Here is a 26,013-nt window from a genome sequence, read left to right as displayed (position 1 = left end):
AATAGTAAGGAAACTTTATACGGAGGAAAGAAATGGACTTGGGTGATAATGAGCTAACGCTGACCCCTATCCCTGGGAAGAGCGGCAAAGCTTATATGGGAAGCTACCCTGATGGGAAGCGCGTCTTTGTAAAAATGAACACCTCTCCAATCCTACCTGGCCTAGCCAGAGAACAAATCGCTCCTCAATTACTATGGACTCGTCGTTTGCCAGATGGCCGTGATATGTGCGCTCAGGAATGGCTGACGGGCAAAATCTTGACCCCTTACGATATGAATCGCAAGCAGATTATCAATATCTTGAACCGCCTTCACCGCTCGCGTCCTTTGATGAAGCAGTTGAGCCGTTTGGGATACACCATGGAAACACCAGTTGATTTGCTACGTTCTTGGCAGCAAGGAGTTCCAGAAATCTTGAAGCAGAACCACTATTTGAACAGTGTGATTGCTGAGCTAGGTAAGACGGTTCCAGGTTTTAGGGAAGACCATGCAACGATTGTGCACGGGGATCTTCGTCATAGTAATTGGATTGAAACAGAGAGTGGACTCGTTTATCTAGTGGATTGGGATTCGGTTCGTCTGACGGATCGTATGTTTGATGTGGCGCATTTGCTATGCCACTACATTCCGGATCATCAGTGGCGCCAATGGTTGAGAGACTACGGCTATAAGTACAATCAGACAGTGTTAGATAAATTGTATTGGTATGGTCAGTATTCTTATTTGAACCAGATTGCCAAATACTGTGAAAATCAAGATTTAGACAATGTAAACCGGGAGATTTATGCCTTGCGCGTCTTCCGTGACAAGTATGGAAAGAAGAGATGAGAGTTAGAAATCGTAAAGGGGCGACAGAATTACTAGAGGCCAATCCTCAGTATGTGGTCCTCAATCCCTTGGAAGCTAAAGGGAAATGGCGAGACTTGTTTGGAAATGATCATCCTATTCATGTAGAGGTTGGAAGTGGGAAAGGGGCCTTCGTATCAGGAATGGCCAAGCAAAATCCTGACATCAACTACATTGGGATTGATATCCAAAAGTCGGTATTGAGTTATGCCTTGGATAAGGTATTAGAAGTTGGAGTGCCCAACATCAAGTTGCTGTGGGTAGATGGTTCAGATCTGACCGACTACTTTGAAGACGGTGAGATTGATCGTCTCTACCTAAACTTTTCAGATCCCTGGCCTAAAAAACGCCATGAAAAACGTCGTTTGACTTACAAGAGTTTCTTGGATACCTTCAAGCGCATCTTGCCTGAGAATGGGGAAATCCATTTCAAGACAGATAACCGTGGCTTGTTTGAGTACAGTCTAGTGAGCTTTTCTCAGTATGGGATGAAACTAAATGGTGTTTGGCTAGACTTGCATGCCAGTGATTTTGAAGGCAATGTCATGACAGAGTATGAGCAAAAATTCTCCAGCAAAGGTCAAGTGATCTACCGAGTTGAAGCAGAATTTTAAGAACTAGCTTGAAAACCAGCTAGTTGAGTGCTAATGCTTTACATAAATTGACAAACGTGCTATACTGATAGTAAGAATATGAGAAAGAGAGGCGGGGAAATATCTTCGCCTCTTGCTTATGAGGAGGTGGACGCAATCGCAACAATCGTAGAATTAGTCAGAGAAGTTATAGAACCTGTCATCCAAGCACCTTTCGAGCTCGTGGATATCGAGTATGGAAAGATTGGCAGTGACATGATTCTCAGTATTTTTGTAGATAAACCCGAAGGAATTACCTTGAACGACACGGCAGACCTGACAGAAATCATCAGTCCTGCCCTAGACACTATCAAGCCCGATCCCTTCCCAGAACAATATTTCCTAGAAATCACCAGTCCAGGTTTGGAACGTCCTTTGAAAACCAAGGATGCCGTCGCTGGAGCAGTTGGGAAATACATCCATGTCGGGCTCTACCAAGCCATTGATAAGCAAAAGGTCTTTGAAGGAACCTTGGTATCCTTTGAAGGGGATGAGTTGACTATGGAGTATATGGACAAGACACGTAAGAAAACCGTCCAAATTCCATACAGTTTAGTATCAAAAGCACGTTTAGCAGTAAAACTATAGAAAAGAAAGGATAGCTTTTGAGGATTCAAAAGTGAAGAAAACATGAGTAAAGAAATGCTAGAGACCTTCCGCATTTTGGAAGAAGACAAGGGAATCAAAAAAGAAGACATCATCGACGCAGTAGTAGAGTCGCTTCGTTCCGCCTATCGCAGACGCTATGGTCAATCTGACAGCGTAGCTATTGACTTCAATGAAAAAACAGGTGACTTTACAGTTTATACTGTCCGTGAAGTTGTTGATGAAGTATTTGATAGCCGTTTGGAAATCAGCTTGAAAGATGCCCTTGCCATTAATTCAGCCTATGAGCTTGGTGACAAAATCAAGTTTGAAGAAGCACCTGCTGAGTTTGGTCGTGTAGCAGCCCAATCTGCTAAACAAACCATCATGGAAAAAATGCGCAAGCAAACACGTGCCATCACTTACAATACTTATAAGGAACATGAACAAGAAATCATGTCTGGTACGGTAGAACGCTTTGACAACCGTTTCATTTATGTTAACCTTGGTAGCATCGAAGCCCAATTGTCAAAACAGGACCAAATCCCTGGAGAAGTCTTTGCTTCCCACGACCGTATTGAGGTTTACGTTTATAAAGTTGAAGACAACCCTCGTGGTGTCAACGTCTTTGTTAGCCGAAGTCATCCTGAAATGATCAAACGCTTGATGGAGCAAGAAATTCCAGAAGTGTATGATGGAACTGTTGAAATCATGAGCGTGGCTCGTGAAGCTGGTGACCGTACGAAAGTTGCCGTTCGTAGCCACAATCCAAACGTGGACGCTATCGGGACAATCGTTGGACGTGGTGGTGCCAATATCAAGAAAATCACCAGCAAATTCCACCCAGCTCGCTACGACGCCAAGAGCGACCGCATGATTCCTGTCGAAGAAAACATCGACGTTATCGAGTGGGTAGCAGATCCAGCTGAGTTTATCTACAATGCTATCGCACCTGCAGAGGTTGACCAAGTTATCTTTGATGAAAATGACAGCAAACGTGCCTTGGTCGTTGTACCTGATAACAAGCTCTCTCTTGCCATCGGTCGTCGTGGACAAAACGTTCGCTTGGCAGCTCACTTGACGGGTTACCGTATCGATATCAAGTCTGCTAGTGAGTTTGAAGCTATGGAAGAAGCAGGTCAAGTTGATTACGCAGTTGCGGATGAATTGATCGAAGAATAAAAGCTGCTAGAGGAGGGAAAGATGAAAACAAGAAAAATCCCTTTGCGCAAGTCTGTTGTATCTAACGAAGTGATTGACAAGCGTGATTTGCTCCGCATTGTCAAGAATAAAGAAGGACAAGTCTTTATCGATCCGACAGGCAAGGCCAATGGCCGTGGCGCTTATATCAAGCTAGACAATGCAGAAGCCCTAGAGGCTAAAAAAAAGAAAGTCTTTAACCGTAGCTTTAACATGGAAGTGGAAGAAAGCTTTTATGACGAGTTGATCGCCTATGTTGATCACAAAGTAAAAAGAAGAGAGTTAGGACTTGAATAAGCAAAAAATTAGCAATCTCTTGGGTCTTGCTCAACGAGCAGGTCGGATCATATCAGGTGAGGAATTGGTGGTCAAGGCCATCCAAGACCAGAAAGCCAAGCTAGTCTTTCTAGCTCATGATGCTGGTCCCAATCTAACCAAGAAGATTCAAGATAAAAGTGACTATTATCAAGTAGAAGTTATAACCGTGTTTTCAACACTGGAATTAAGCATAGCAGTCGGAAAATCGAGAAAGGTTTTGGCTGTGACAGATGCTGGATTTACAAAGAAAATGAGGTCTCTTATGGAATAGAAGAGGAGGACATGATTTGTCTAAGAAAAGATTGTACGAAATCGCAAAAGAACTTGGAAAAGAAAGTAAAGAAGTTGTAGCGCGTGCAAAAGAGTTGGGCTTGGATGTAAAAAGCCACTCATCGAGCGTGGAAACCGCTGCTGCTGAGCAAATCGCAGCTAGCTTTAAACCTGCACCTGCTCCTAAGGCAGAAGCAAAACCTGCAGCACCAAAAGCAAGTGTAGAAAAGAAAGCAGAAAAGCCTGTATCAGCTAAACCAGTAGCCGCTAAGGAAGAAAGTAAATCAGCTACACCTGCAGCTCCTAAAGAAGAAAAAGTAGTGGCCGCAAGACCACAAAGTCGAAACTTCAAGGCGGAGCGTGAGGCGCGTGCCAAAGAGCAGGCAGAGCGACGCAAACAAAACAAGGGCAACAACCGTGACCAACAACAAAACGGCAACCGTCAGAAAAACGACGGCCGTAATGGTGGCAAACCTGGTCAAGGGAACCGCGACAATCGCCGATTTAACGACCAAGGGAAAAAACCACAAGGTCAAGGGAATCGTGGCAATGATCGCCGTCAGCAACAAGACTTCCAGCCAAAACAAGCTGGACCACGTGTTGACTTTAAAGCCCGTGCAGCAGCCCTGAAAGCAGAGCAAAATGCAGAGTACGCACGCTCAAGCGAGGAGCGCTTCAAACAATCGCAAGCTGCCAAAGAAGCCTTGGCTCAAGCTAATAAACGCAAGGAACCAGAGGAAATCTTTGAAGAAGCTGCTAAGCTAGCTGAACAAACGCAGCCAGCAGTAACAGTAGCTCCTGTAGCGAAAGAAGCGCCAGTGGATACACGTCGTAAAAAACAAGCTCGACCAGACAAAGAACGTGACGATTATGATCACGAAGAAGATGGTCCTAGAAAACAACAAAAGAATCGAAGTAGTCAGAATCAAGTGAGAAATCAAAGAAATAGTAACTGGAATAACAACAAGAAAAATAAAAAAGGCAACAAGCAAAACAACCGTAACCAGACTCCAAAACCTGTTACAGAGCGTAAGTTCCACGAATTGCCAACAGAATTTGAGTATACAGATGGTATGACTGTTGCGGAAATCGCAAAACGTATCAAACGTGAACCAGCAGAAATCGTTAAGAAACTCTTTATGATGGGTGTCATGGCCACACAAAACCAATCCTTGGATGGAGAAACCATCGAACTCCTCATGGTGGATTACGGTATCGAAGCCAAACAAAAGGTTGAAGTGGATAATGCTGACATCGAACGTTTCTTTGTCGAAGATGGCTATCTCAATGAAGATGAATTGGTTGAGCGTCCACCAGTTGTAACCATCATGGGACATGTTGACCATGGTAAGACAACCCTCTTAGATACCCTTCGTAACTCTCGTGTAGCGACAGGTGAAGCAGGTGGTATCACTCAGCATATCGGTGCTTACCAAATCGTGGAAAATGGCAAGAAGATTACCTTCCTTGATACACCAGGACACGCGGCCTTTACTTCTATGCGTGCGCGTGGTGCATCTGTTACCGATATTACTATCTTGGTTGTAGCGGCCGACGACGGGGTTATGCCTCAGACTATCGAAGCCATCAACCACTCAAAAGCGGCCAACGTTCCAATCATCGTAGCTATCAACAAGATTGATAAACCAGGTGCCAACCCAGAACGTGTTATCGGTGAATTGGCAGAGCATGGTGTTATGTCAACAGCTTGGGGTGGAGATTCTGAATTTGTTGAAATCTCAGCTAAATTCAACCAAAATATCGAAGAATTGTTGGAAACAGTCCTTCTTGTGGCTGAAATCCAAGAACTCAAAGCAGACCCAACAGTTCGTGCGATCGGTACGGTTATCGAAGCTCGTTTGGATAAAGGAAAAGGTGCGGTCGCAACCCTTCTTGTTCAACAAGGTACCTTGAATGTCCAAGATCCAATCGTTGTCGGAAATACCTTCGGTCGTGTGCGTGCTATGACCAATGACCTTGGTCGTCGTGTTAAGGTTGCAGGTCCGTCAACACCAGTTTCTATCACAGGTTTGAACGAAGCGCCAATGGCGGGTGACCACTTTGCCGTTTACGAAGATGAAAAATCTGCGCGTGCGGCCGGTGAAGAACGTGCAAAACGTGCCCTCATGAAACAACGTCAAGCTACCCAACGTGTCAGCCTTGAAAACCTCTTTGATACACTTAAAGCTGGTGAGCTCAAGTCAGTTAATGTCATCATCAAGGCCGACGTACAAGGTTCTGTTGAAGCCCTTTCTGCCTCACTTCAAAAAATTGATGTGGAAGGTGTGAAAGTGACCATCGTTCACTCGGCTGTCGGTGCTATCAATGAGTCTGACGTGACTCTTGCGGAAGCTTCAAATGCCTTTATCGTTGGTTTCAACGTACGCCCTACACCACAAGCGCGTCAACAAGCGGAAGCTGACGATGTAGAAATTCGTCTCCACAGCATTATCTATAAGGTTATCGAAGAGATGGAAGAAGCTATGAAAGGGATGCTTGACCCAGAATTTGAAGAAAAAGTTATCGGTGAAGCAGTTATCCGTGAAACCTTCAAGGTATCAAAAGTCGGAACCATCGGTGGATTCATGGTTATCAACGGTAAGGTTACCCGTGACTCGAAAGTCCGTGTTATCCGTGACGGTGTCGTTATCTATGACGGTGAACTCGCAAGCTTGAAACACTACAAAGACGACGTTAAAGAAGTTACAAACGGTCGTGAAGGTGGATTGATGATTGATGGCTACAATGATATCAAGACTGATGATGTGATTGAGGCTTATGTCATGGAAGAAATCAAACGATAATAGAGAAACGATAGCCAATTTGACTCGTCGTCAACAGCGCCTTGATGAACCCTTAGTTCTATCTAAGGCTTGTTTCCTAGATTCAAATGGCTCTAGTTCCTCTATCTAACAGAAATAGCTAGGTCTGCTGGCCTAGCTTTTGGTTCAAAGTAGAGAAAGGAATATCATGGCAAATCATTTCCGTACGGATCGTGTGGGCATGGAAATCAAGCGTGAAGTCAATGAGATTTTGCAAAAGAAAGTCCGTGATCCGCGTGTCCAAGGTGTGACTATTACAGATGTTCAGATGCTGGGGGATTTGTCTGTTGCCAAGGTTTACTACACCATTTTGAGTAACCTTGCTTCGGATAACCAAAAAGCTCAAATCGGGCTTGAAAAAGCAACTGGTACCATCAAACGTGAACTTGGTCGCAATTTGAAATTATACAAAATCCCAGATTTGACCTTCGTCAAAGACGAATCCATCGAATATGGAAACAAGATTGACGAGATGCTACGCAATCTGGATAAGAACTAAAAAAGAGGGGTGACCCTCTTTTTTGTTGCCAGAGTATGATCATTGCTATTTGACTACGTATCTATCTGATAAAAATCAGTTTAAAAAATTTGTAAATTTCACATAGTATGATATGATAAAGCTTGATATAAATGAAAAACGGAGAGATATATGGCTAAACAAGATATAGCTATGCAAGTACTGCAACAAGTGGTAAAATTACCCGTGGTCAAAGTTGATCGAGAGAAATTTTTAGTAGAAAAGTTTTCAAAGGAATTAGACCGTAAGGATATTCCAACTTTGATTGAACAAGGACCGACGGCTTTATTACCCCAGGAAAGCTTAGATAGAGTGGCCAAGGCCTGTATTAAGGATAATGTCCTGTTAGCCAGTGGAACTTCGGTTTTGGCTGGTCTACCTGGAGGTATTATCATGGCGATCACTATCCCGACAGACGTAGCCCAGTTTTATGCATTCTCATTAAAACTAGCTCAGGAACTAGGGTATATTTACGGATTTGATGATCTTTGGGCATCGCGCAATGAGTTAAGCGAGGAAGCTAAAAACACACTTCTACTGTATCTCGGTGTGATGCTGGGAGTAAATGGCGCAGGTGCCCTGCTTCGATCAGGCGGTGTGACAGTAGCCAAGCAAGTCATAAAAGTAGTGAACAAGAAAGCTTTGACAAAGACGCTCTGGTATCCTATTTTAGAGAAAATTTTGAAAATTTTTGGAGTCAATCTGACAAAAGGAGGCCTAGCCAAAGGGATGGGGAAAGTGATCCCTATCCTAGGTGGAGTCATTTCTGGTGGCTTAACCTTTGCGACCATGAAACCGATGGGAGAAAGATTGCAACAGGAATTGTCCAAGCTAGTCAACTACAATGAAGTGCAATATCAAAGAGACGTTGATACTATCCGAAAAGAGGTCGAAATCATCGAAGGAGAGTAATATGGGATTCATTAAAATTCTAGCTAAGACATACGGGAATTACTTTTTCGTGATGCAAAGCGTCAAAGTCCTGAAGAACATGAAAAAAGACGACAATGCTCTAGTAGGTTTCGGGAAAGTACTGCTTGCTGACAAGCTGATGGATGTAGCCCAGTGGCTCGCAAAACCAGATGATAAGGAATAACTTGAAATGAAAGAAACTAGCAGGAATTCCACTGCTAGTTTTTTAATCTCTTCCCATATGGTATAATATAAGCAGTAAAATCATTTTATACTCTTCGAAAATCTCTTCAAACCACGTCAGCTTCACCTTGCCGTAGGTATGGTTACTGACTTCGTCAGTTCTATCCACAACCTCAAAACACTGTTTTGAGCAACCTGCGGCTAGCTTCCTAGTTTGCTCTTTGATTTTCATTGAGTATTAGAACATACATGGAGGTCGTCATGGACAATATCATCGATGTGTCAATACCCGTTGCAGAAGTGGTAGACAAGCACCCAGAAGTCTTGGAAATCCTAGTGGAGCTAGGTTTTAAACCACTTGCTAATCCCTTGATGCGCAATACAGTCGGTCGCAAAGTATCGCTTAAACAGGGTTCTAAGCTGGAAGGAACCCCTATGGACAAGATTGTCCGCACACTGGAAGCGAATGGTTACGAAGTGATTGGATTAGACTAATGGCAGATGAACGAATTCATATCCTACGGGATATTTTATTAGAATTACACAATGGCGCCTCTCCTGAGTCGGTTCAGGAGCGTTTTGATGCGACCTTTACAGGTGTTTCAGCCATCGAGATTTCCCTCATGGAGCACGAGCTGATGAACTCAGACTCAGGTGTCACCTTTGAAGATGTCATGGAGCTCTGTGATGTCCATGCCAATCTTTTTAAAAACGCTGTTAAGGGCGTCGAAGTAGAGGACACCGAACACCCTGGCCATCCAGTTCGGGTCTTCAAGGATGAAAATCTGGCTCTCCGTGCAGCTTTGATTCGCATTCGGAGATTGTTAGATACCTATGAGTCTATGGAAGACGAGGAAATGCTGGCAGAGATGCGCAAGGGTTTGGTCCGTCAAATGGGCCTTTTGGGGCAATTTGATATCCACTACCAGCGCAAGGAAGAGCTCTTTTTCCCCATCATGGAGCGCTATGGTCACGATTCACCCCCAAAAGTTATGTGGGGAGTGGATGATCAGATCAGAGAACTCTTTCAGACAGCTCTAGCTACAGCCAAGTCACTACCAGAAGTGTCGATTAACAGTGTAAAAGAAGCTTTTGAAGCTTTTGCGACAGAGTTTGAAAGTATGATTTTCAAGGAAGAGTCCATCCTTCTCATGATTCTCCTTGAGTCCTTTACTCAGGATGACTGGATTCAGATTGCGGAGGAGAGCGATGCTTACGGCTATGCCATCGTCCGTCCGTCTGAGAAATGGGTTCCGGAGCGTCAGAGCTTTGTTGAGGAAAAGAGTGCAGAGGAGCCCGTGCAGTTAGACACGGCTGAAGGCCAAGTGCAACAAGTTATCAATACGCCAGAAGGTCAGTTTACCATTACCTTTACCCCTAAGGAAAAGGAAGCAGTGCTGGATCGTCATAGTCAACAGGCTTTTGGCAATGGCTATCTCTCAGTTGAGCAGGCCAACCTCATTCTCAATCACCTCCCCATGGAGATTACCTTTGTCAATAAAGACGACATTTTCCAGTATTACAATGACAATGCACCAGCTGATGAGATGATTTTCAAACGGACGCCGTCCCAAGTCGGACGCAATGTTGAACTCTGCCATCCGCCCAAGTACTTAGACAAGGTGAAGGCCGTTATGCAAGGTCTTCGTGAAGGGGTCAAGGACAAGTATGAAATGTGGTTCAAGTCAGAGTCGCGAGGCAAGTTTGTCCACATCACCTACGCTGCGGTACACGATGAAAACGGGGAATTTCAAGGCGTGTTGGAGTATGTTCAGGATATCCAGCCCTACCGAGAGATTGATACGGACTATTTCCGTGGATTAGAATAAGGAGAATCAATGAGTTACGAACAGGAATTTATGAAGGAATTTGAAGCCTGGGTGAATACCCAGATCATGATCAACGACATGGCGCACAAGGAAAGTCAAAAAGTCTACGAAGGAGACCAAGATGAACGCGCCAAAGATGCTATGATTCGCTACGAGAGTCGCTTGGATGCTTATCAGTTTTTGCTTGGTAAGTTTGAAAACTTCAAAGCAGGCAAGGGATTTCATGATCTGCCAGAAGGCTTGTTTGGTGAGCGAAACTATTAAAATACAGATACTTTCTTGATTTTTTCCCAAAATCTTGATAGAATATCTTTATTAAATCCTTGTCAGAGCAGGGATTTTTTATTGAAAGGATTTTATCATGTCAAAGAAACTCCAACGTAAAAAACAATTGCGAAATAGCCTTCGTCGCTCAGGTGCATTTTCAAGTACGGTGACCAAGGTTGTCGAAGAGACTAAGAAAGTCGTGAAACATGCAGAAAAATCTGCCAGCCAAGCAGGAAAAGTTGTCTCTAAAAAAGTGGAACAAGCAGTAGAAGCGACCAAGGAACAAGCTCAAAAAGTGGCGAATTCAGTAGAAGATTTCGCAGCTACTTTGGGTGGCCTCTCAGTAGATCGCGCTAAGACTTTCTATGATGAAGGCATCAAGTCAGCTTCTGACTTCAAAAACTGGACAGAAAAAGAACTCCTTGCCTTGAAAGGAATCGGCCCAGCTACCATCAAGAAATTAAAAGAGCACGGAATCAGCTTCAAGTAATTTTTCTTGTCCCTTGCATTTCCGTCAAAAACTTGCTACAATAGAGCCATTAGAGGTGTTTTGAGTCTCACATTTTACAGAAAGTGGCGGTGCTGAGAAGTCCACAAATGTGTCAAAACTGGTTGCTGATGGATGAAAAATGAAATAATATTGTCTTTTTATTATAAAGACGAGAGTTGCGGGCGTCTCTGCCCGAAATTGGGTGGTACCGCGGATAAACACATTCGTCCCTGTCATGGATATGGCAGGGGCGATTTTTTGTAGAAAGAGAGGTAGAAGGATGACAAGAGCAGAGTTGCCAGAACGAATAGAGACCGAGCGTCTGGTCTTGCGAGTCCGTACCGTGGCTGATGTTGTGGATATCTTTGACTATGCCAGTAGGTCAGAAGTTTCCTACCCAGCAGGCTTTCCGCCCGTCAAGAGCTTGGAAGATGAGATTTATTATCTAGAGCATATTCTGCCCGAGCGTAATGAAAAGAACAATCTCCCAGCGGGCTATGGAATTGTCGCTAAAGGAACCGATAAGGTCATCGGCTCTGTTGATTTCCCTCGTCGTCACGAGGATGATGTCTTGGAGATTGGCTATATCTTAAATCCAGACCATTGGGGTCTAGGTTATGTTCCAGAAGCAGCGCGTGCCTTGATTGACCTAGCTTTTAAAGAATTGAATCTGCATAAGATTGAACTGACTTGCTTTGGTTATAACCTTCAAAGTCAACGAGTTGCAGAGAAACTTGGCTTTACCCTTGAAGCTCGCATAAGAGACCGCAAAGATGCCCAAGGCAACCGTTGTGACAGTCTGATATATGGCTTGCTGAGGAGTGAGTGGGAGAGTTTTTAATGAGTAAGATATATTCTTGTTTTTATATGCTTTAAGGGAGACATGATGAGAAGTAGTCATAATCAAATATTAGATGCTTGGATTACAGTAGAACAATTATCAGAAGGGAATATTGAAAAAAGTGATTCTAAGTATAAGATTTTTCAAGGTGATGATTATCAATCAATATTAAAAGATTTTTTTAAACGTCAAAAATTAAAATCCAGTTCAGGGATTGCTGTTTATTGTGGAATTTTCCCTTTTCGAAAAATTATTGAAGTGTTAAGAGGCAAATACAATTTAAAGGCGACGGAGGAAGAATTGGGAAGAGCTTCTTATAAATTTACTTTTGCTCTATACTTTGATAAAGATTTGAAGTTCTTAGCTGATAAGTTTTTTTTAACCATGAGTGGGCAAATTTTCAAAAATGGGGAATTGCCTAAAGATTTCTTAATAGCAGAAAATGAGCTTCGAGAACAGTTAGGTCAGGCGTTTCTTGATGGAGAGTTCAATGAAGTTTTTAGTAAACTTCTCAAAAAGTATGAGATTTCACCAAGTGATTGCAGATATTATTTTGTTAAGAATTTTGCTGACGAAATAAATTTACATTCATTTTTTCTAAAGGATTTGAAATATGCAAAATCAATTTATAATGAAAATCTCAATCGTTATTTATCAGGATTCGATTCTGTAAGGGTTAATTTGGACGGCAATAAAGAATCATCCTATTTTAATCCCAAAGATTTAGAAACTATACTTGAACCGAAAAATTATCCATTAGGAAGATTTCCTAGTAACCCTGAATATGCTCTTTCCATGATGCAACAAGTAGCTGTAAATTTAGCTTCGAATGCGGATGAAGATGTGAGAAGTGTCAATGGTCCTCCGGGGACTGGTAAAACGACACTTTTAAAAGATATTTTTGCAGATCTGGTAACGGAACAGGCGAGAATTATTAGTGAATTATCGGCTCCTAAGCTTAAAGGGGATCTAGTTTGTCATGACAAACTAGATCTTATTGCAAAATTACCAAAAGAAATTGCAGAAAAAGGAATCGTAGTTGCAAGTTCTAATAATGGTGCTGTTAAAAATATTGTTAATGAATTACCCCAAAGAAAAGAAATTTATCAGAAATTAAATTGGTTAGATGAATTAAAGAAAATTGATTACTTTGCTGAAATCAGTAATGATTTATTGTTAGAAGATGAAGATGTTTCTAACGACAAAAAATATTGGGGATTGTTTTCGATAGAAGGTGGAAAAAAACAGAATAGAGACCGTCTGCAAAATGTTTTAAAAGCAATACGACAAGAGTTGAATTCGGATAAATTTCAATCGAATCCATCAGTATACGAAGAGTTTAAAATTCAATATCAGAAGCTATTTGATAAAAGAGAAAAGATGCAAGATATAGCAGATAAGATTCGATTGCATGTAAAATTGAAAAATGCTTACCAACAGGTTGAGATAGAGTTTCATCAGGATGATGCCCAAAGACGTTCAGAACTATCTAAAATACGGGATAAACATATTCAATTAGAAAATAGTAAAAAGGAAATAGAATCTGAGCTGTTTGAGCATGAGCGTCTTATTTCTATGTTAAATGTTAACAAACAGATAGCAGCACAAGATGTTGAGTTGATAAAATTACAAGCTCCACGTTTCTTATGGTTAAAAAGACTTTTCACACCATCGAAATTAGATACTTATTTTACGAGATTGAATCAAGCGAATGAAAGTCTAAAAGCAGAACTGAAGAAAGTACATGATGAAAGTCAATATTGCCACGGTTTGCAAAAAGAGATAAAAATGCATGAACTTGAATTAAATCAATTGAGTCAAAGGCAACAGAGGTATAATGAATGGAAATCTAAACAAGAAGATAAATTAATTCGTCATCAGGAAAAAATTTTGAAATTACAATCGGAACTTGCTACATACCCTGTTAAAAAGTTGAATTTTTCTGTTCCATATGAAGAACTACAAGTATCAAATTTTTGGTTTGATGATGACTATCGAGAAGAGCAGAGTCGTTTGTTTATTAAAGCACTGGCAGTTAGGAAGCAATTTATATATGACAATAAAAAGCATTTTGAAAAAGCATTATGGATTTGGGAGAAGCCTCAAAACTATTCAATGAGAGATAATGCTAGTGATTTATATAAAGCTGCGTGGAATTGGGTCAATTTCACTGTTCCAGTTATTAGTACAACTTTTGCAAGCTTTAATTCCATGTTTCGGTGTTTGCCTGAAAATAGTATCGGTAATGTATTTATTGATGAAGCGGGTCAGGCATTACCTCAAGCAAGTGTGGGGGCTATTTTTAGAAGTAAGCATATTATGGCTGTTGGGGATCCTTCTCAAATACAACCAGTACAGACTATGGATAAAAATATTTTAGGATTTTTAGCACAGCACCACAAGATAGCCTCTAAATATCTTGTGTCATCAACGCAAGAATTGATGGATTCTGCTAGTAGATATGGTTTTAAAAAACAAGATGGGACATGGATAGGACTTCCTCTCTGGGTTCATCGTCGTTCTAGTGATCCGATGTTCAGTATTTCCAATAAAATTTCTTATGATAATTTAATGGTTCAAGGAAAGGAAGAAGCTCGAGGTCTGGGAGAATGGTTTGACGTTGGTGGAGGTGCTAAGGATAAATTTGTTCCTGAGCAAGCTGATTATTTGAAAGAAGAGTTGCAGAAAAGACATGAGGAATTTGATGATATTTATGTCATTACTCCTTTTAAAAATGTATCGGTTCAACTAGCAAAAGAACTAGATAAAATCGGTTTCACAAAGCGGGAGAATGGAAAACCTATAAATGTAGGGACGGTACATACTTTCCAAGGAAAAGAAAATAAGATTGTATATTTTGTGCTTGGAGCAGATAATATGAGTGAGGGGGCTGCTCGCTGGGCTGTCTCTGAACCCAATATTTTAAACGTTGCAGCGACTAGAGCTAAAGAAGAGTTTTATATTATTGGGAATAAATCTCTTTACAAAGCCACACAGAGCCCTATTATAAGAGATACTATTGACATTTTAGATTCTTATCAAAGTAGCTTAGAAATTAACTAGAAAGGACAAACACATGTCTAAAGAACTTTCACCTAAATACAATCCAGCCGAGGTTGAGGCTGGTCGTTACCAAAAATGGCTTGATGCCGATGTTTTCAAGCCTTCAGGCGATCAAAAGGCTAAGCCATATTCTATCGTCATTCCACCACCAAACGTAACTGGGAAACTTCACCTTGGTCACGCTTGGGATACGACCTTGCAGGATATCATCATCCGTCAAAAACGCATGCAAGGTTTTGATACGCTTTGGCTTCCAGGGATGGACCACGCTGGGATTGCGACTCAGGCTAAGGTTGAGGAGCGCTTGCGTGGTGAAGGCATTTCCCGCTATGACCTTGGTCGTGAAAAATTCCTAGATAAAGTATGGGAATGGAAAGACGAATATGCGACGACTATCAAGGAACAATGGGGCAAGATGGGGCTCTCTGTAGACTACTCTCGCGAGCGTTTCACTCTTGACGAAGGTTTGTCAAAAGCCGTTCGCAAGGTCTTTGTGGACCTTTACAAGAAAGGCTGGATCTACCGTGGTGAGTTTATCATCAACTGGGATCCAGCAGCTCGCACAGCTCTTTCTGATATCGAGGTGATTCACAAGGACGTCGAAGGTGCCTTCTACCACATGAACTACATGCTGGAAGATGGCTCACGCGCCCTTGAAGTTGCAACCACTCGTCCTGAGACCATGTTTGGGGACGTTGCGGTTGCGGTAAATCCAGAAGACCCGCGCTACAAGGACTTGATCGGTAAAAATGTTATCCTTCCAATCGCTAATAAATTGATCCCAATCGTTGGGGATGAACACGCAGATCCTGAGTTTGGTACTGGTGTTGTTAAAATCACGCCTGCCCACGATCCAAACGACTTCTTGGTTGGTCAACGCCATAACTTGCCACAAGTCAATGTCATGAACGACGACGGAACTATGAATGACTTGGCTTTTGAATTTGCGGGGATGGACCGTTTTGAAGCTCGTAAGGCAGTCGTTGCCAAGTTGGAAGAAATCGGTGCCCTTGTTAAAATCGAAAAACGTGTCCACAGTGTTGGTCACTCAGAGCGTACAGGTGTTGTGGTTGAACCACGCTTGTCTACGCAATGGTTCGTCAAAATGGACCAATTGGCCAAAAATGCTATTGCCAACCAAGACACAGAGGACAAGGTAGAATTCTACCCACCTCGTTTCAACGATACCTTCCTCCAATGGATGGAAAATGTCCATGACTGGGTAATCTCACGTCAGCTCTGGTGGGGTCACCAAATCCCTGCTTGGTACAATGCTGAGGGTGAAATATATGTCGGCGAAGAAGCTCCAGAAGGTGACGGTTGGACTCAGGACGAAGACGTCTTGGATACTTGGTTCAGTTCTGCTCTTTGGCCATTCTCAACCATGGGCTGGCCGGATATGGACTCAGCAGACTTCAAACGTTACTTCCCAACTTCAACCCTGGTAACAGGTTACGACATCATCTTCTTCTGGGTGTCTCGTATGATCTTCCAATCCTTGGAATTCACTGGCCGTCAGCCATTCCAAAACGTCCTTATCCACGGTCTTATCCGCGATGAGCAAGGACGCAAGATGTCGAAATCTCTCGGTAACGGGATTGATCCGATGGATGTCATCGAGAAATACGGTGCCGATGCCCTTCGTTGGTTCCTTTCAAACGGTTCTGCACCAGGGCAAGACGTCCGCTTCTCTTACGAGAAAATGGATGCTTCATGGAACTTCATTAACAAGATTTGGAACATCTCTCGCTACATCCTCATGAACAATGAAGGTTTGACCCTTGAGCAAGCAACGGCTAATGTCGAAAAAGTTGTTAACAAGGAAGCTGGAAATGTCACAGATCGTTGGATTCTTCACAACCTCAATGAAACGATCGGAAAAGTCACTGAAAACTTTGACAAGTTTGAGTTTGGTGTAGCTGGCCACATCCTCTACAACTTCATCTGGGACGAGTTTGCGGACTGGTACGTTGAGTTGACCAAGGAAGTCCTTTATAGCGATAACGAAGAAGAGAAAGTCATCACACGTTCTGTTCTCCTTTATACTTTGGACAAGATCCTTCGTCTTCTTCACCCAATCATGCCATTCGTGACTGAGGAAATCTTTGGACAAATCTCAGAAGGATCTATCGTCACAGCAGAATACCCAACTGTCAACCCAGCCTTTGAAGACCTTGCAGCTCACACAGGTGTCGAAAGCCTTAAAGACTTGATCCGTGCCGTTCGTAATGCGCGTGCGGAAGTGAACGTAGCACCAAGCAAGCCTATCACAATCCTTGTTAAGACAAGCGATAGCGACTTGGAAGCCTTCTTTAACAGCAATGTCAACTACATCAAACGCTTCACAAATCCAGAACATTTGGAAATTGCATCAAACATCCCTGCACCTGAACTCGCGATGTCAAGCGTCATCACAGGAGCAGAAATCTACTTGCCTCTTGCTGACCTACTCAATGTCGAAGAAGAACTCGCTCGTCTCGACAAGGAACTGGCTAAATGGCAAAAAGAACTGGATATGGTCGGTAAGAAGCTCTCTAACGAACGCTTCGTAGCCAATGCCAAACCAGAAGTCGTCCAAAAAGAACGCGACAAACAAGCCGACTACCAAGCCAAATACGACGCGACCGTAGCACGTATTGATGAGATGAAGAAATTAGTGAAATAAATATTATAAAAAGGAAAAATAAAATGAGTTGTAAAATTAAGGTCTTTTCCCACACAATAGAACAAAATAGTTCTGGCAAAGAGTTACAATGTTATTTAATCGGAATGAAATTAAATGATTACTTAAATAATCTTCCTTCAGATTATCAAGACTACGATATTCAGCGAGGTATCGTTCGTAATAATTATTTAGATAATATAGGAAAAGATATTATAAAAGGTAATCATCTCCCAATAATAACTTTGACTACAGATAGTTCGATTGACAAAGAAAATGATTTAATTGAAGGTTTTAAAATATTAGATGGTTTACAAAGAACCTTTAGAATTCACCAATTATATCTTTTCTTAAAGAAAATATCGGAGGAAGAAATTAAGAATGAAATTTTTGATGTAGTTAAAAGTGAGAATAAAAATGATTTTAGAAGAAAATACCGTTCTGAATGGAAATTATCTGATGAATTTTCTTACACTGTTTTAGAAGCTAGAAACATTGTTGAGACTTTTATAAATTATAGAAAGGAATTAGTTCCTAATAATTTGCTTGATATTTTTGATAGGGAACAGTGGTTTGAAGTTTGGGAAAATTTATTAATTGAAGACGAGATTAGAAAAATGATCCTTTTAAATGCTGGTCACAAACCGATGAATAACTATCATCAGTTAGAATTGCTATTTTTAAATCAACTTTCTCTTATAAAGAAAGAGTTCTCAAAAATCGAAATAGTTAGAGGAAAAGATATGTCTACATTGGCATATGCAAAATCTCGAAAAAAGCATCAATTTTATTTTGCTCACATTATTGAAACAATTTTATCATTTTTAAACGAGGATGTAGTTACTTTAAATTCATCGCTAATCCAATCTATTCAAGAAGGGGACGATGCATCCATTCGTATACAAGAGAATCCTGAAATCATTTCTGAAACAATTAATTTTCTACTGGAGTTTGATGATATTTTAGATTCTCAATTTGGTAACGAAGGAACTAAATGGATTGCAAAAGATACAGTTTTAACAGCAGTTGTTGTTGCAATTTCTAGAAAAGGAATTTCATATAAAGATTTTATTGAACTTTTAAATAAATATCCTAACAAGTTGAATGTTGAAGGTTTCAATGATTGGAGAAAAACTCTTGATATTTCTAGTATAAATATTGGAAAACATACTAAGGAAACCGTTATTTTAGGTATTTCAGATTTTATAGAAAATCATAATCTTATAAATTGGAAGTTATATTCTGGAGGGTTAAATGACTAATTTGATAAAAATAGATTTTACCCCCGTATCAGACTATATAATAGAGAAGGATGTAGGTGATGACCTCTTAGATCAATTTGAGTTTCTATCAATTAATGATGATTATAATTTTGATGATTTTACTGAAGATAAATTTTTCGAGTGGTTTGGATACTACTTTAATAACGACTATTTAAATGAAATAGATATTTTTATTAACAACTATTTTCTGCCACTAGGTCTATCATTATATCTTGCACTATACAAAATCATTTGTGAAAATAGTAATGCTTTAGATAGTTTTATTGATGGCGGCGATAGTCTTTCTGATCTTATTACTGATAGCAGTTATTCAATTGAAAATTTGGGAATTGAAGATATAAATATTAATGAATCATTCAAGATTAATCATTCAACTTTTTTTATTAAAAATGATGAAGCTGACGCTCAAAGCGAACTTGAAAAATTCAACAAATTATGCAAGTTTATCGGGGAGAACATCCCAAATTTAATTAAGCAAATTCAACTTCTAAATGCTTTAACAGAATTTAATTTTGCTTCTCAAACAAATGATTGTATTTTTATTTATTCAAAACCTGAAAAGGAGTTGGCTCTTGAAGATTTGATAAGCAAATTGAAACTTTATTCAATTATTATTAATGGCAAGACAATTCATAATCCGGTCACAGTAAGTAACATTACTTATCAAAATATAGATGTTTCATTTGAAAATAACTCTGTACAGTATAGACAATTTGATGATATTGCAAATCTTTTGAGTCAGTTTAACAGCGAAAATCGTCTTCTTTCTAAATTTTTAATTCTTTATCAAATATTAGAAAATTTTGAAATAAAACATGATGTTGTAAAAGCAATGAAACATGGTGGCCAGTTTAAGGTTAGAGATTTCACGAAAATTGCCAACAATTTACCGACAAGTGAGTTAGCTTATCTTAAAAAGATTCTAAAAGAATTATTTAAATTAAGCTCTCAAGAAATCACTACTAATGGAAATCCTGTAAATCGTCATATATTAGATATAGTCAGAGATAGTTGGAATTATATTAACTCTAAAGGAGTTGATTTAAATAAGTTGAATTACCAACTAGAACAGATTGGCTTAGATAACGTTCAATTAGCTAATTTTTCTAATTTAATTATGAATTCTTCTGCAAGTAAATTTAATAACTTACAGAAGAATTCTAAAGAAGAGCAACTAATTAATTTTTTAGCTAATAGTATCTATAAACTAAGATGTTCTATTGTACACTATAAGACTCATGAATTTCATCTAAATGATGGTACTCTAGATAATATGGCAGAATTAAAATTATTTTTAACAGATTTTTTAGTACCACTTTTACATAAAATTATTTCAATTTCAATATTCTCTGATATTAGCCCAGTTGCATATACAGATAATAAATTAATTCTATTCTAATTTTAAAAATAGAAAGCAGGTTACTACATGACAAATTCTGTAAGTTCGAACCGACCTGAGAAGTACAACATTGCAGCTTTCTTCTCAGGTGTTGGGGGAATTGAGTTGGGATTTGAACAGACCAACGAGTTCAGAGTGGTGTATGCCAATGAATTTGATAAGTATGCGCGTCAGACTTATCAGTTAAACCATCCAGATACCTATTTGGATGGTCGTGATATTCACGATGTTCAGCCGGAGGATATTCCAGCTGAGCGCGTGGATGTGATTATGGGAGGATTCCCTTGTCAGGCCTTTAGTATTGCGGGTTATCGCAAGGGCTTTGATGATGATCGTGGCGATCTTTTCTTCGAATTGCTTCGCATGATTGAGGGGTGCAAACCTCGCGCTATTTTCATCGAAAACGTCAAGAATATGGTTGGTCATGACCATGGCAATACCTTCAAGGTTATTCGTGAAGCCTTGACCGAGAACAACTACTTTATCAAGTGGAAGGTTCTCAACGGGAAAGACTACGGAAATATCCCACAAAACCGTGAGCGGATATACATTGTCGGCTTTGATACCAAAGAGGCTTATGACTCGTTTGAATTCCCTGAGGAAATCAAGCTGACTACGAGTCTTCAGGATGTTATTAACTTTGGTGATAAGCTAGACGAGGTCTACTACTACCGTGAAGGTAAGCAAAATTTCTATGATCAGTTGAAATTCGAAGTGACCAGTCAAGATACGGTTTACCAGTGGCGCCGTCAGTATGTCCGTGAAAACAAAAACGGTGTTGTTCCTACCTTGACAGCCAATATGGGAACAGGTGGACACAACGTTCCATTGATTTTGACAGACAGTGGTGAGATTCGGAAGCTGACACCGAAAGAAACCTTTAACGTTCAAGGTTACCCTAAATCCTTTAAAATCCCAGAAGGTGTTTCTAACGGTCAGCTCTACAAACAAGCTGGAAACAGCGTGGTTGTGCCCGTGATTAAACGCATCGCGGAGAATGTTGCCAAGGCCTTAAATGAAAGCCAAGGTCAATCTCAACTTGACCGCTCTGGAAAATTTGCTATTATCTATACCAAGATGAACGGCCAGTTTGAAGGCGAGTCCTATGTCAAGGACTTTGCGAATAGCTATGATCAGGCTCTTGAAAAAATCAAGGCTTATGATGATGGTTTAGCAATTCTATCAGACGAAGAGTATTTGAGACTTGTAAAAAAACAAGGCAAACTCGAATTTTACAGTATTAATTAACGAATATATAAGAGGATTAGTGAAAAACTAATCTTCTTTTGATATACTGAAAATAGAAAAGAGGGTGCTTATGTGGGAACATCTAAAGTCTGAACAAAAAGAAAAATACAAAACCTTAATTACAAACTTCGCTAGTTTGAGCCAAGCTTTCTCTCAAAAGGCAGAATCCGAAGACGAGGGACGAACAGAGAATTATGTCGCTCCTATTGTTAACTCCAAATTTCAGGAGACTGTTTTTCAAAAAGCCTTTAATGCCGTAGGGGAAGATATCGCCAATACTTCCTATGATGCCTCTGTCGTTGTAGATGAAAATCATAAATACCTAGTGGGTATTAAGTCTTTTGGAATTAATTCTGGAGACCAAAAAATCGCTCAGTTCAAGAAGGATTCTCAAGATTGGACGGATTTGTTGGGTGATATCAAGTTTCATGCAGATATTGCTGCTGATAAAGAAACAGCAGACAAGGAAAACTATCAGCGCTATGAAGAGTTGGCGCAAAAGATTGCGACTTTAAGAAACCAGAGAATTGAGTCCTCTAAGGCACAAATCAAGGGTTTCAACTCGGATTCGGTCAATGTTGAAGCTGTTTACCATGTCCTGATGCCAACACCAAAAGGAGAAAATCCTAAGATTTTTGTTGGGGAAACATCTTATTTACCAGTCGATATTGATAATCTAGTCATTGAAGGCTCAACTACCAAAAATAATCCAACCAATTTTCGATTTACGGATGGACAACACCACTACAAGTACACTGCAGCTGACAGCCAGCTCCATATGACCTTTAACAATAAAGATATTGTGGTAGATACTTGGGACGTCCATTATATTGAAGATCCTTTTTCTCTCTTTGAAAATCTTCATTTGCTGACAGCTGAAAAGGAACAGTCCGATATCTTAGAAACAGTGTCTTGGGTTATTACAGACAAACATGGAAATGTAGAAGAAAATTCTGGTTTCAATGCCTTTAACGGTGGTTCAAAATTAGCCAAAAAAGACCGTAAGCCACGAATTTTAAAGATTCAGGATAAATTTAAGGACTGTCTGGCTCCAGAGGAACTAGCTTTTGTGACCTTCTCTCTGGAAGAAATCCTTTTGAAGAAATGGACCAGTAAGGAAGGAAAAGCTCAGATGAAGGCTATTCGTGAGGATTTGATTCACTTTGCTCACAATACTGGCAATGAAAAACTCATTAAAGAAATCGAACAACTCGTCTATCGTCCAGTAAGTGAAGTTTACATTCCTCTGCCTGACTCCAAAAATTTTCATGATGAAAGACCAGACTTCTTTGGTCCAGGTTTCGGGACCTTTGAACCTGGCACTAAAAAACTAGCTCTATCCAAAGAAGAAAGAACCTTTAAATTACGATTTTTGCCTTCTGGAGATGTCATCAATGCCTATATCAACCAAGAAGCTGGTAAGGCAATCCAGTCAACTGATAAGCAAGAAATCCTTGGGAATTGGATTTTGCGTGGTGTTTTCCAGTTGAAGGAACGAGAGGTCTTGACAGGCCAACGGCTCAATGAACTGGAAATCAATGGTATTCGTTTGACTAAGTTTAAAAATGGTGAAATCGGGATTGAATTCATCTGGATTGATACAGAAAATCCACCTCACGATGCTATCGGCTGGGTAGCAAAGAAATAAAAAGTCCTGTGACTTTCTCCTATTTAACCTTTGACTATTCTGCAAAATTATCGTACAATAAAGAGTACATGATAAAATGAGGTCAGAGTCTGTTTGCTCTGGCGATAGTAGTAAAAATGAGGAGAAACGCTTTGGAATTAGAAGTATTTGCTGGGCAAGAAAAAAGTGAACTATCTATGATTGAGGTAGCGCGTGCTATCTTGGAACTTCGTGGTCGCGATCATGAGATGCATTTTAGCGATCTTGTAAATGAAATTCAAAACTACCTTGGAACATCAAACAGCGATATCCGCGAAGCTTTGCCTTTGTTCTACACAGAGTTGAACTTTGACGGTAGCTTCATCTCTCTTGGAGACAACAAATGGGGGCTTCGTTCATGGTATGGTGTGGACGAAATCGACGAAGAAATCATCGCTCTTGAAGAAAGTGACGACGATGAAGTAGCACCAAAAGCTAAGAAAAAACGCGTCAATGCCTTTATGGATGGTGATTCAGATGCCATTGACTACAATGCGGATGATCCAGAAGACGAAGATGCATACGAAGCAGATCCAGCTCTTTCATACGATGATGAAAATCCAGATGATGAGAAAAATGAAGTGGAAGCTTACGATGCAGAAATCAACGAAATCGCTCCTGATGACTTGGGTGAAGATGTGGATCTTAACGAAGAAGACGACGAGTTTTCTGACGATGACGCTGAAACGAGTGAAGAAGAGTAAAAGACTTCACAGAGGAGATCGCCTGATCTCCTTTTTTGTCGCTTGGGTAGAGTAGTTAAGTGAGTCTTCCGTTGGGTTGTAGATCTTTAGTTGGTTTTCTGAAAACAATCTTCTTTTTTCATCTTTTACCAATTCAGGTTGACAAATGTTCTGCTTTAAGGTATCATATTGTTCGGGCACCTCTTTTAGAGGTCGGGGCTCCCTAGTTACTAGGGAGCTATTTTTGTTTTTTCAGGAAGTTTTCTTGAAAAGTCGTTATTCATAAGGGTCTTGTTTTCTATCTCCCCTCGTAGTTAACAAGACCTTGAGCATTTTAGAAAGAGGAATCTATGTCTACGAAATATATTTTTGTAACTGGTGGTGTGGTGTCGTCTATTGGGAAAGGGATTGTGGCAGCAAGTCTGGGGCGTCTCTTGAAAAATCGTGGTCTAAAAGTGACTATTCAGAAGTTTGACCCTTATATCAATATCGATCCGGGAACCATGAGCCCTTACCAGCACGGGGAAGTCTTTGTGACAGATGATGGGGCTGAGACCGATTTGGACTTGGGCCACTATGAACGTTTCATCGATATCAATCTCAACAAATACTCCAACGTGACAACTGGTAAAATCTACAGTGAAGTTCTTCGTAAAGAACGCCGTGGCGAGTACCTTGGGGCAACTGTTCAAGTCATTCCTCATATCACAGATGCTTTGAAAGAAAAAATCAAGCGTGCCGCTCTAACGACCGACTCGGATGTCATTATCACAGAGGTTGGTGGAACCGTTGGGGATATCGAGTCCTTGCCATTTCTAGAGGCTCTTCGTCAGATGAAGGCAGATGTGGGTGCAGATAATGTCATGTACATCCATACAACCTTGCTTCCTTACCTCAAGGCAGCTGGTGAAATGAAGACTAAGCCGACTCAGCATTCTGTAAAAGAATTGCGTGGTTTGGGAATTCAGCCAAATATGTTGGTTATTCGTACGGAGAAACCAGCTGGTCAAGGAATTAAAAATAAACTAGCTCAGTTTTGTGACGTGGCTCCAGAAGCTGTTATCGAGTCTTTGGATGTTGAACACCTTTACCAAATTCCATTGAACTTGCAGGCACAAGGCATGGACCAAATTGTTTGTGACCATTTGAAACTAGACGCACCAGTAGCGGATATGACAGAATGGTCAGCTATGGTGGACAAGGTCATGAACCTGAAAAAACAAGTCAAGATTTCCCTCGTTGGTAAGTATGTGGAGTTGCAAGATGCCTACATCTCAGTGGTTGAAGCCTTGAAACACTCTGGTTATGCCAACGACGCAGAAGTGAAGATTAATTGGATCAATGCCAATGATGTGACAGCAGAGAATGTAGCAGAGCTCTTGTCTGATGCGGACGGAATCATCGTACCAGGAGGTTTTGGCCAACGTGGTACGGAAGGGAAAATCCAAGCCATCCGTTATGCGCGTGAAAATGATGTTCCAATGTTGGGAGTCTGCTTGGGAATGCAGTTGACTTGTATCGAGTTTGCTCGTCACGTTTTGGGTCTTGAAGGTGCCAATTCTGCTGAACTTGCACCAGAAACAAAATACCCTATCATAGATATCATGCGTGATCAGGTTGATGTTGAGGATATGGGTGGTACCCTTCGTTTGGGACTTTATCCATCTAAGTTGAAACGTGGCTCTAAAGCAGCGGCTGCTTATCATAATCAAGAAGTGGTGCAACGTCGTCACCGTCACCGTTATGAGTTTAACAACGCCTTTCGTGAACAGTTTGAGGCAGCAGGTTTTGTCTTTTCAGGAGTTTCACCTGATAATCGTTTGGTCGAAATTGTGGAAATTCCTGAAAATAAATTCTTTGTGGCTTGTCAGTATCACCCTGAACTTTCCAGCCGTCCAAACCGTCCAGAGGAACTCTACACAGCCTTTGTCACTGCAGCAGTTGAAAATAACAACTAGTTATCTTCTAATCTCTGAGAATAATCTCAGAGGTTTTTAATTGCCTTGCTCCTATACGGCTTCCCTATTTGTCCTAGAACCCTTTTTGTGTTACAATGAATGGTATGAAAGCTAAGAAATTATGGATGACTGGCTTGACTGTGGCTGGTCTAAGTGCCCTCGCTTTGGGGGCTAAAAAAGCAGCAGATAACCACAAACTCATGAAGACTCAAGAAGAGTTGACCGCTATCGTGCGCGAACTTTTCTCAGATATGGGTGAGATTGCGACTCTCTATGTTCAAGTCTACGAAAGTAGCCTTGAGCGACTTGTCGGAGGAGTCATTTTCGAGGATGGTCGTCA

The 26,013-nt window shown here is 40.7% G+C and carries 24 protein-coding genes; all 24 read left to right on the top strand.

Features of this window, described 5'->3' with window-relative positions; all coding sequences use genetic code 11:
• Positions 1 to 32 precede the first annotated feature (32 nt).
• Positions 33 to 827 carry a cell cycle regulator CcrZ gene (gene ccrZ / locus HMPREF0849_RS09575; RefSeq protein ID WP_000363019.1) on the top strand — a complete coding sequence of 265 codons (795 nt, stop codon included), beginning with the start codon at positions 33 to 35 and terminating at the stop codon, positions 825 to 827.
• On the top strand, positions 824 to 1,459 hold the full coding sequence (gene trmB, locus HMPREF0849_RS09570; protein WP_001266088.1) for a tRNA (guanosine(46)-N7)-methyltransferase TrmB: 636 nt from the start codon (positions 824 to 826) through the stop codon (positions 1,457 to 1,459). Before ccrZ ends, trmB begins: the two co-directional genes overlap by 4 nt.
• A 126-nt stretch (positions 1,460 to 1,585) precedes the next feature.
• The gene (rimP, locus tag HMPREF0849_RS09565) at positions 1,586 to 2,065 is read left to right on the top strand and encodes a ribosome maturation factor RimP (protein ID WP_000338685.1); all 480 of its coding nucleotides are present in this window, start codon (positions 1,586 to 1,588) and stop codon (positions 2,063 to 2,065) included.
• A 42-nt stretch (positions 2,066 to 2,107) separates the two neighbouring features.
• On the top strand, positions 2,108 to 3,244 hold the full coding sequence (gene nusA / locus HMPREF0849_RS09560; protein WP_000032298.1) for a transcription termination factor NusA: 1,137 nt from the start codon (positions 2,108 to 2,110) through the stop codon (positions 3,242 to 3,244).
• A gap of 21 nt (positions 3,245 to 3,265) precedes the next feature.
• Positions 3,266 to 3,559 (top strand): RNase P modulator RnpM, encoded by a 294-nt coding sequence (rnpM, locus tag HMPREF0849_RS09555; RefSeq protein WP_000857560.1) that lies wholly within the window; start codon positions 3,266 to 3,268, stop codon positions 3,557 to 3,559.
• Positions 3,552 to 3,851: a YlxQ-related RNA-binding protein gene (locus tag HMPREF0849_RS09550; RefSeq protein WP_001041396.1), complete on the top strand. Its 300-nt coding sequence runs from the start codon at positions 3,552 to 3,554 to the stop codon at positions 3,849 to 3,851. Before rnpM ends, HMPREF0849_RS09550 begins: the two co-directional genes overlap by 8 nt.
• Before the next feature lie 16 nt (positions 3,852 to 3,867).
• Positions 3,868 to 6,654 carry a translation initiation factor IF-2 gene (infB, locus tag HMPREF0849_RS09545; RefSeq protein ID WP_000039232.1) on the top strand — a complete coding sequence of 929 codons (2,787 nt, stop codon included), beginning with the start codon at positions 3,868 to 3,870 and terminating at the stop codon, positions 6,652 to 6,654.
• A gap of 166 nt (positions 6,655 to 6,820) precedes the next feature.
• On the top strand, positions 6,821 to 7,171 hold the full coding sequence (gene rbfA, locus HMPREF0849_RS09540) for a 30S ribosome-binding factor RbfA (protein ID WP_001273601.1): 351 nt from the start codon (positions 6,821 to 6,823) through the stop codon (positions 7,169 to 7,171).
• Positions 7,172 to 7,321: 150 nt separating this feature from the next.
• Positions 7,322 to 8,101 carry a hypothetical protein gene (locus tag HMPREF0849_RS09535; protein ID WP_001118424.1) on the top strand — a complete coding sequence of 260 codons (780 nt, stop codon included), beginning with the start codon at positions 7,322 to 7,324 and terminating at the stop codon, positions 8,099 to 8,101.
• Position 8,102: 1 nt separating this feature from the next.
• Positions 8,103 to 8,285 (top strand): hypothetical protein, encoded by a 183-nt coding sequence (locus HMPREF0849_RS09530; RefSeq protein ID WP_000505781.1) that lies wholly within the window; start codon positions 8,103 to 8,105, stop codon positions 8,283 to 8,285.
• A gap of 260 nt (positions 8,286 to 8,545) precedes the next feature.
• Positions 8,546 to 8,779, top strand: a complete 234-nt coding sequence (locus HMPREF0849_RS09520; RefSeq protein ID WP_000368739.1) for a DUF1858 domain-containing protein — start codon at positions 8,546 to 8,548, stop codon at positions 8,777 to 8,779.
• Positions 8,779 to 10,113, top strand: a complete 1,335-nt coding sequence (locus HMPREF0849_RS09515) for a DUF438 domain-containing protein (protein ID WP_000752866.1) — start codon at positions 8,779 to 8,781, stop codon at positions 10,111 to 10,113. The genes HMPREF0849_RS09520 and HMPREF0849_RS09515 overlap by 1 nt, the downstream gene beginning before the upstream one ends.
• Positions 10,114 to 10,122: 9 nt before the next feature.
• The gene (locus tag HMPREF0849_RS09510; protein ID WP_000119715.1) at positions 10,123 to 10,377 is read left to right on the top strand and encodes a DUF1912 family protein; all 255 of its coding nucleotides are present in this window, start codon (positions 10,123 to 10,125) and stop codon (positions 10,375 to 10,377) included.
• 97 nt (positions 10,378 to 10,474) lie between these two features.
• Positions 10,475 to 10,870 (top strand): helix-hairpin-helix domain-containing protein, encoded by a 396-nt coding sequence (locus HMPREF0849_RS09505; RefSeq protein WP_000038703.1) that lies wholly within the window; start codon positions 10,475 to 10,477, stop codon positions 10,868 to 10,870.
• Positions 10,871 to 11,150: 280 nt separating this feature from the next.
• Entirely contained in the window at positions 11,151 to 11,711 is a 561-nt protein-coding gene (locus HMPREF0849_RS09500; protein ID WP_000196174.1) for a GNAT family N-acetyltransferase, read from the top strand.
• Positions 11,712 to 11,756: 45 nt separating this feature from the next.
• Entirely contained in the window at positions 11,757 to 14,774 is a 3,018-nt protein-coding gene (locus HMPREF0849_RS09495; protein WP_001257862.1) for a DEAD/DEAH box helicase, read from the top strand.
• Positions 14,775 to 14,787: 13 nt separating this feature from the next.
• Entirely contained in the window at positions 14,788 to 17,439 is a 2,652-nt protein-coding gene (locus HMPREF0849_RS09490; RefSeq protein ID WP_000032148.1) for a valine--tRNA ligase, read from the top strand.
• Positions 17,440 to 17,462: 23 nt separating this feature from the next.
• Positions 17,463 to 18,698: a hypothetical protein gene (locus tag HMPREF0849_RS09485; protein ID WP_001277664.1), complete on the top strand. Its 1,236-nt coding sequence runs from the start codon at positions 17,463 to 17,465 to the stop codon at positions 18,696 to 18,698.
• Entirely contained in the window at positions 18,691 to 20,118 is a 1,428-nt protein-coding gene (locus HMPREF0849_RS09480) for a hypothetical protein (protein ID WP_000182993.1), read from the top strand. Before HMPREF0849_RS09485 ends, HMPREF0849_RS09480 begins: the two co-directional genes overlap by 8 nt.
• Positions 20,119 to 20,145: 27 nt before the next feature.
• Positions 20,146 to 21,366, top strand: a complete 1,221-nt coding sequence (locus HMPREF0849_RS09475; protein WP_000185415.1) for a DNA cytosine methyltransferase — start codon at positions 20,146 to 20,148, stop codon at positions 21,364 to 21,366.
• Between the two features lie 70 nt (positions 21,367 to 21,436).
• Positions 21,437 to 23,014, top strand: a complete 1,578-nt coding sequence (locus tag HMPREF0849_RS10605) for a hypothetical protein (RefSeq protein WP_000263674.1) — start codon at positions 21,437 to 21,439, stop codon at positions 23,012 to 23,014.
• A 131-nt stretch (positions 23,015 to 23,145) separates the two neighbouring features.
• Positions 23,146 to 23,736, top strand: coding sequence for a DNA-directed RNA polymerase subunit delta (gene rpoE / locus HMPREF0849_RS09465; protein WP_000418415.1), 591 nt, complete (start codon positions 23,146 to 23,148; stop codon positions 23,734 to 23,736).
• A gap of 329 nt (positions 23,737 to 24,065) precedes the next feature.
• The gene (locus tag HMPREF0849_RS09460; RefSeq protein ID WP_000105257.1) at positions 24,066 to 25,673 is read left to right on the top strand and encodes a CTP synthase; all 1,608 of its coding nucleotides are present in this window, start codon (positions 24,066 to 24,068) and stop codon (positions 25,671 to 25,673) included.
• A 95-nt stretch (positions 25,674 to 25,768) separates the two neighbouring features.
• Positions 25,769 to 26,013: DUF4651 domain-containing protein (locus HMPREF0849_RS09455; RefSeq protein ID WP_009013776.1), on the top strand; the 245-nt coding region annotated here is incomplete at its 3' end.

This window comes from Streptococcus sp. C300 (assembly GCF_000187645.1).
GTDB lineage: Bacteria > Bacillota > Bacilli > Lactobacillales > Streptococcaceae > Streptococcus > Streptococcus oralis_CQ.
Note: the sequence above shows the minus strand (reverse complement) of the source record. Positions and strands in the feature narration are given on the sequence as shown.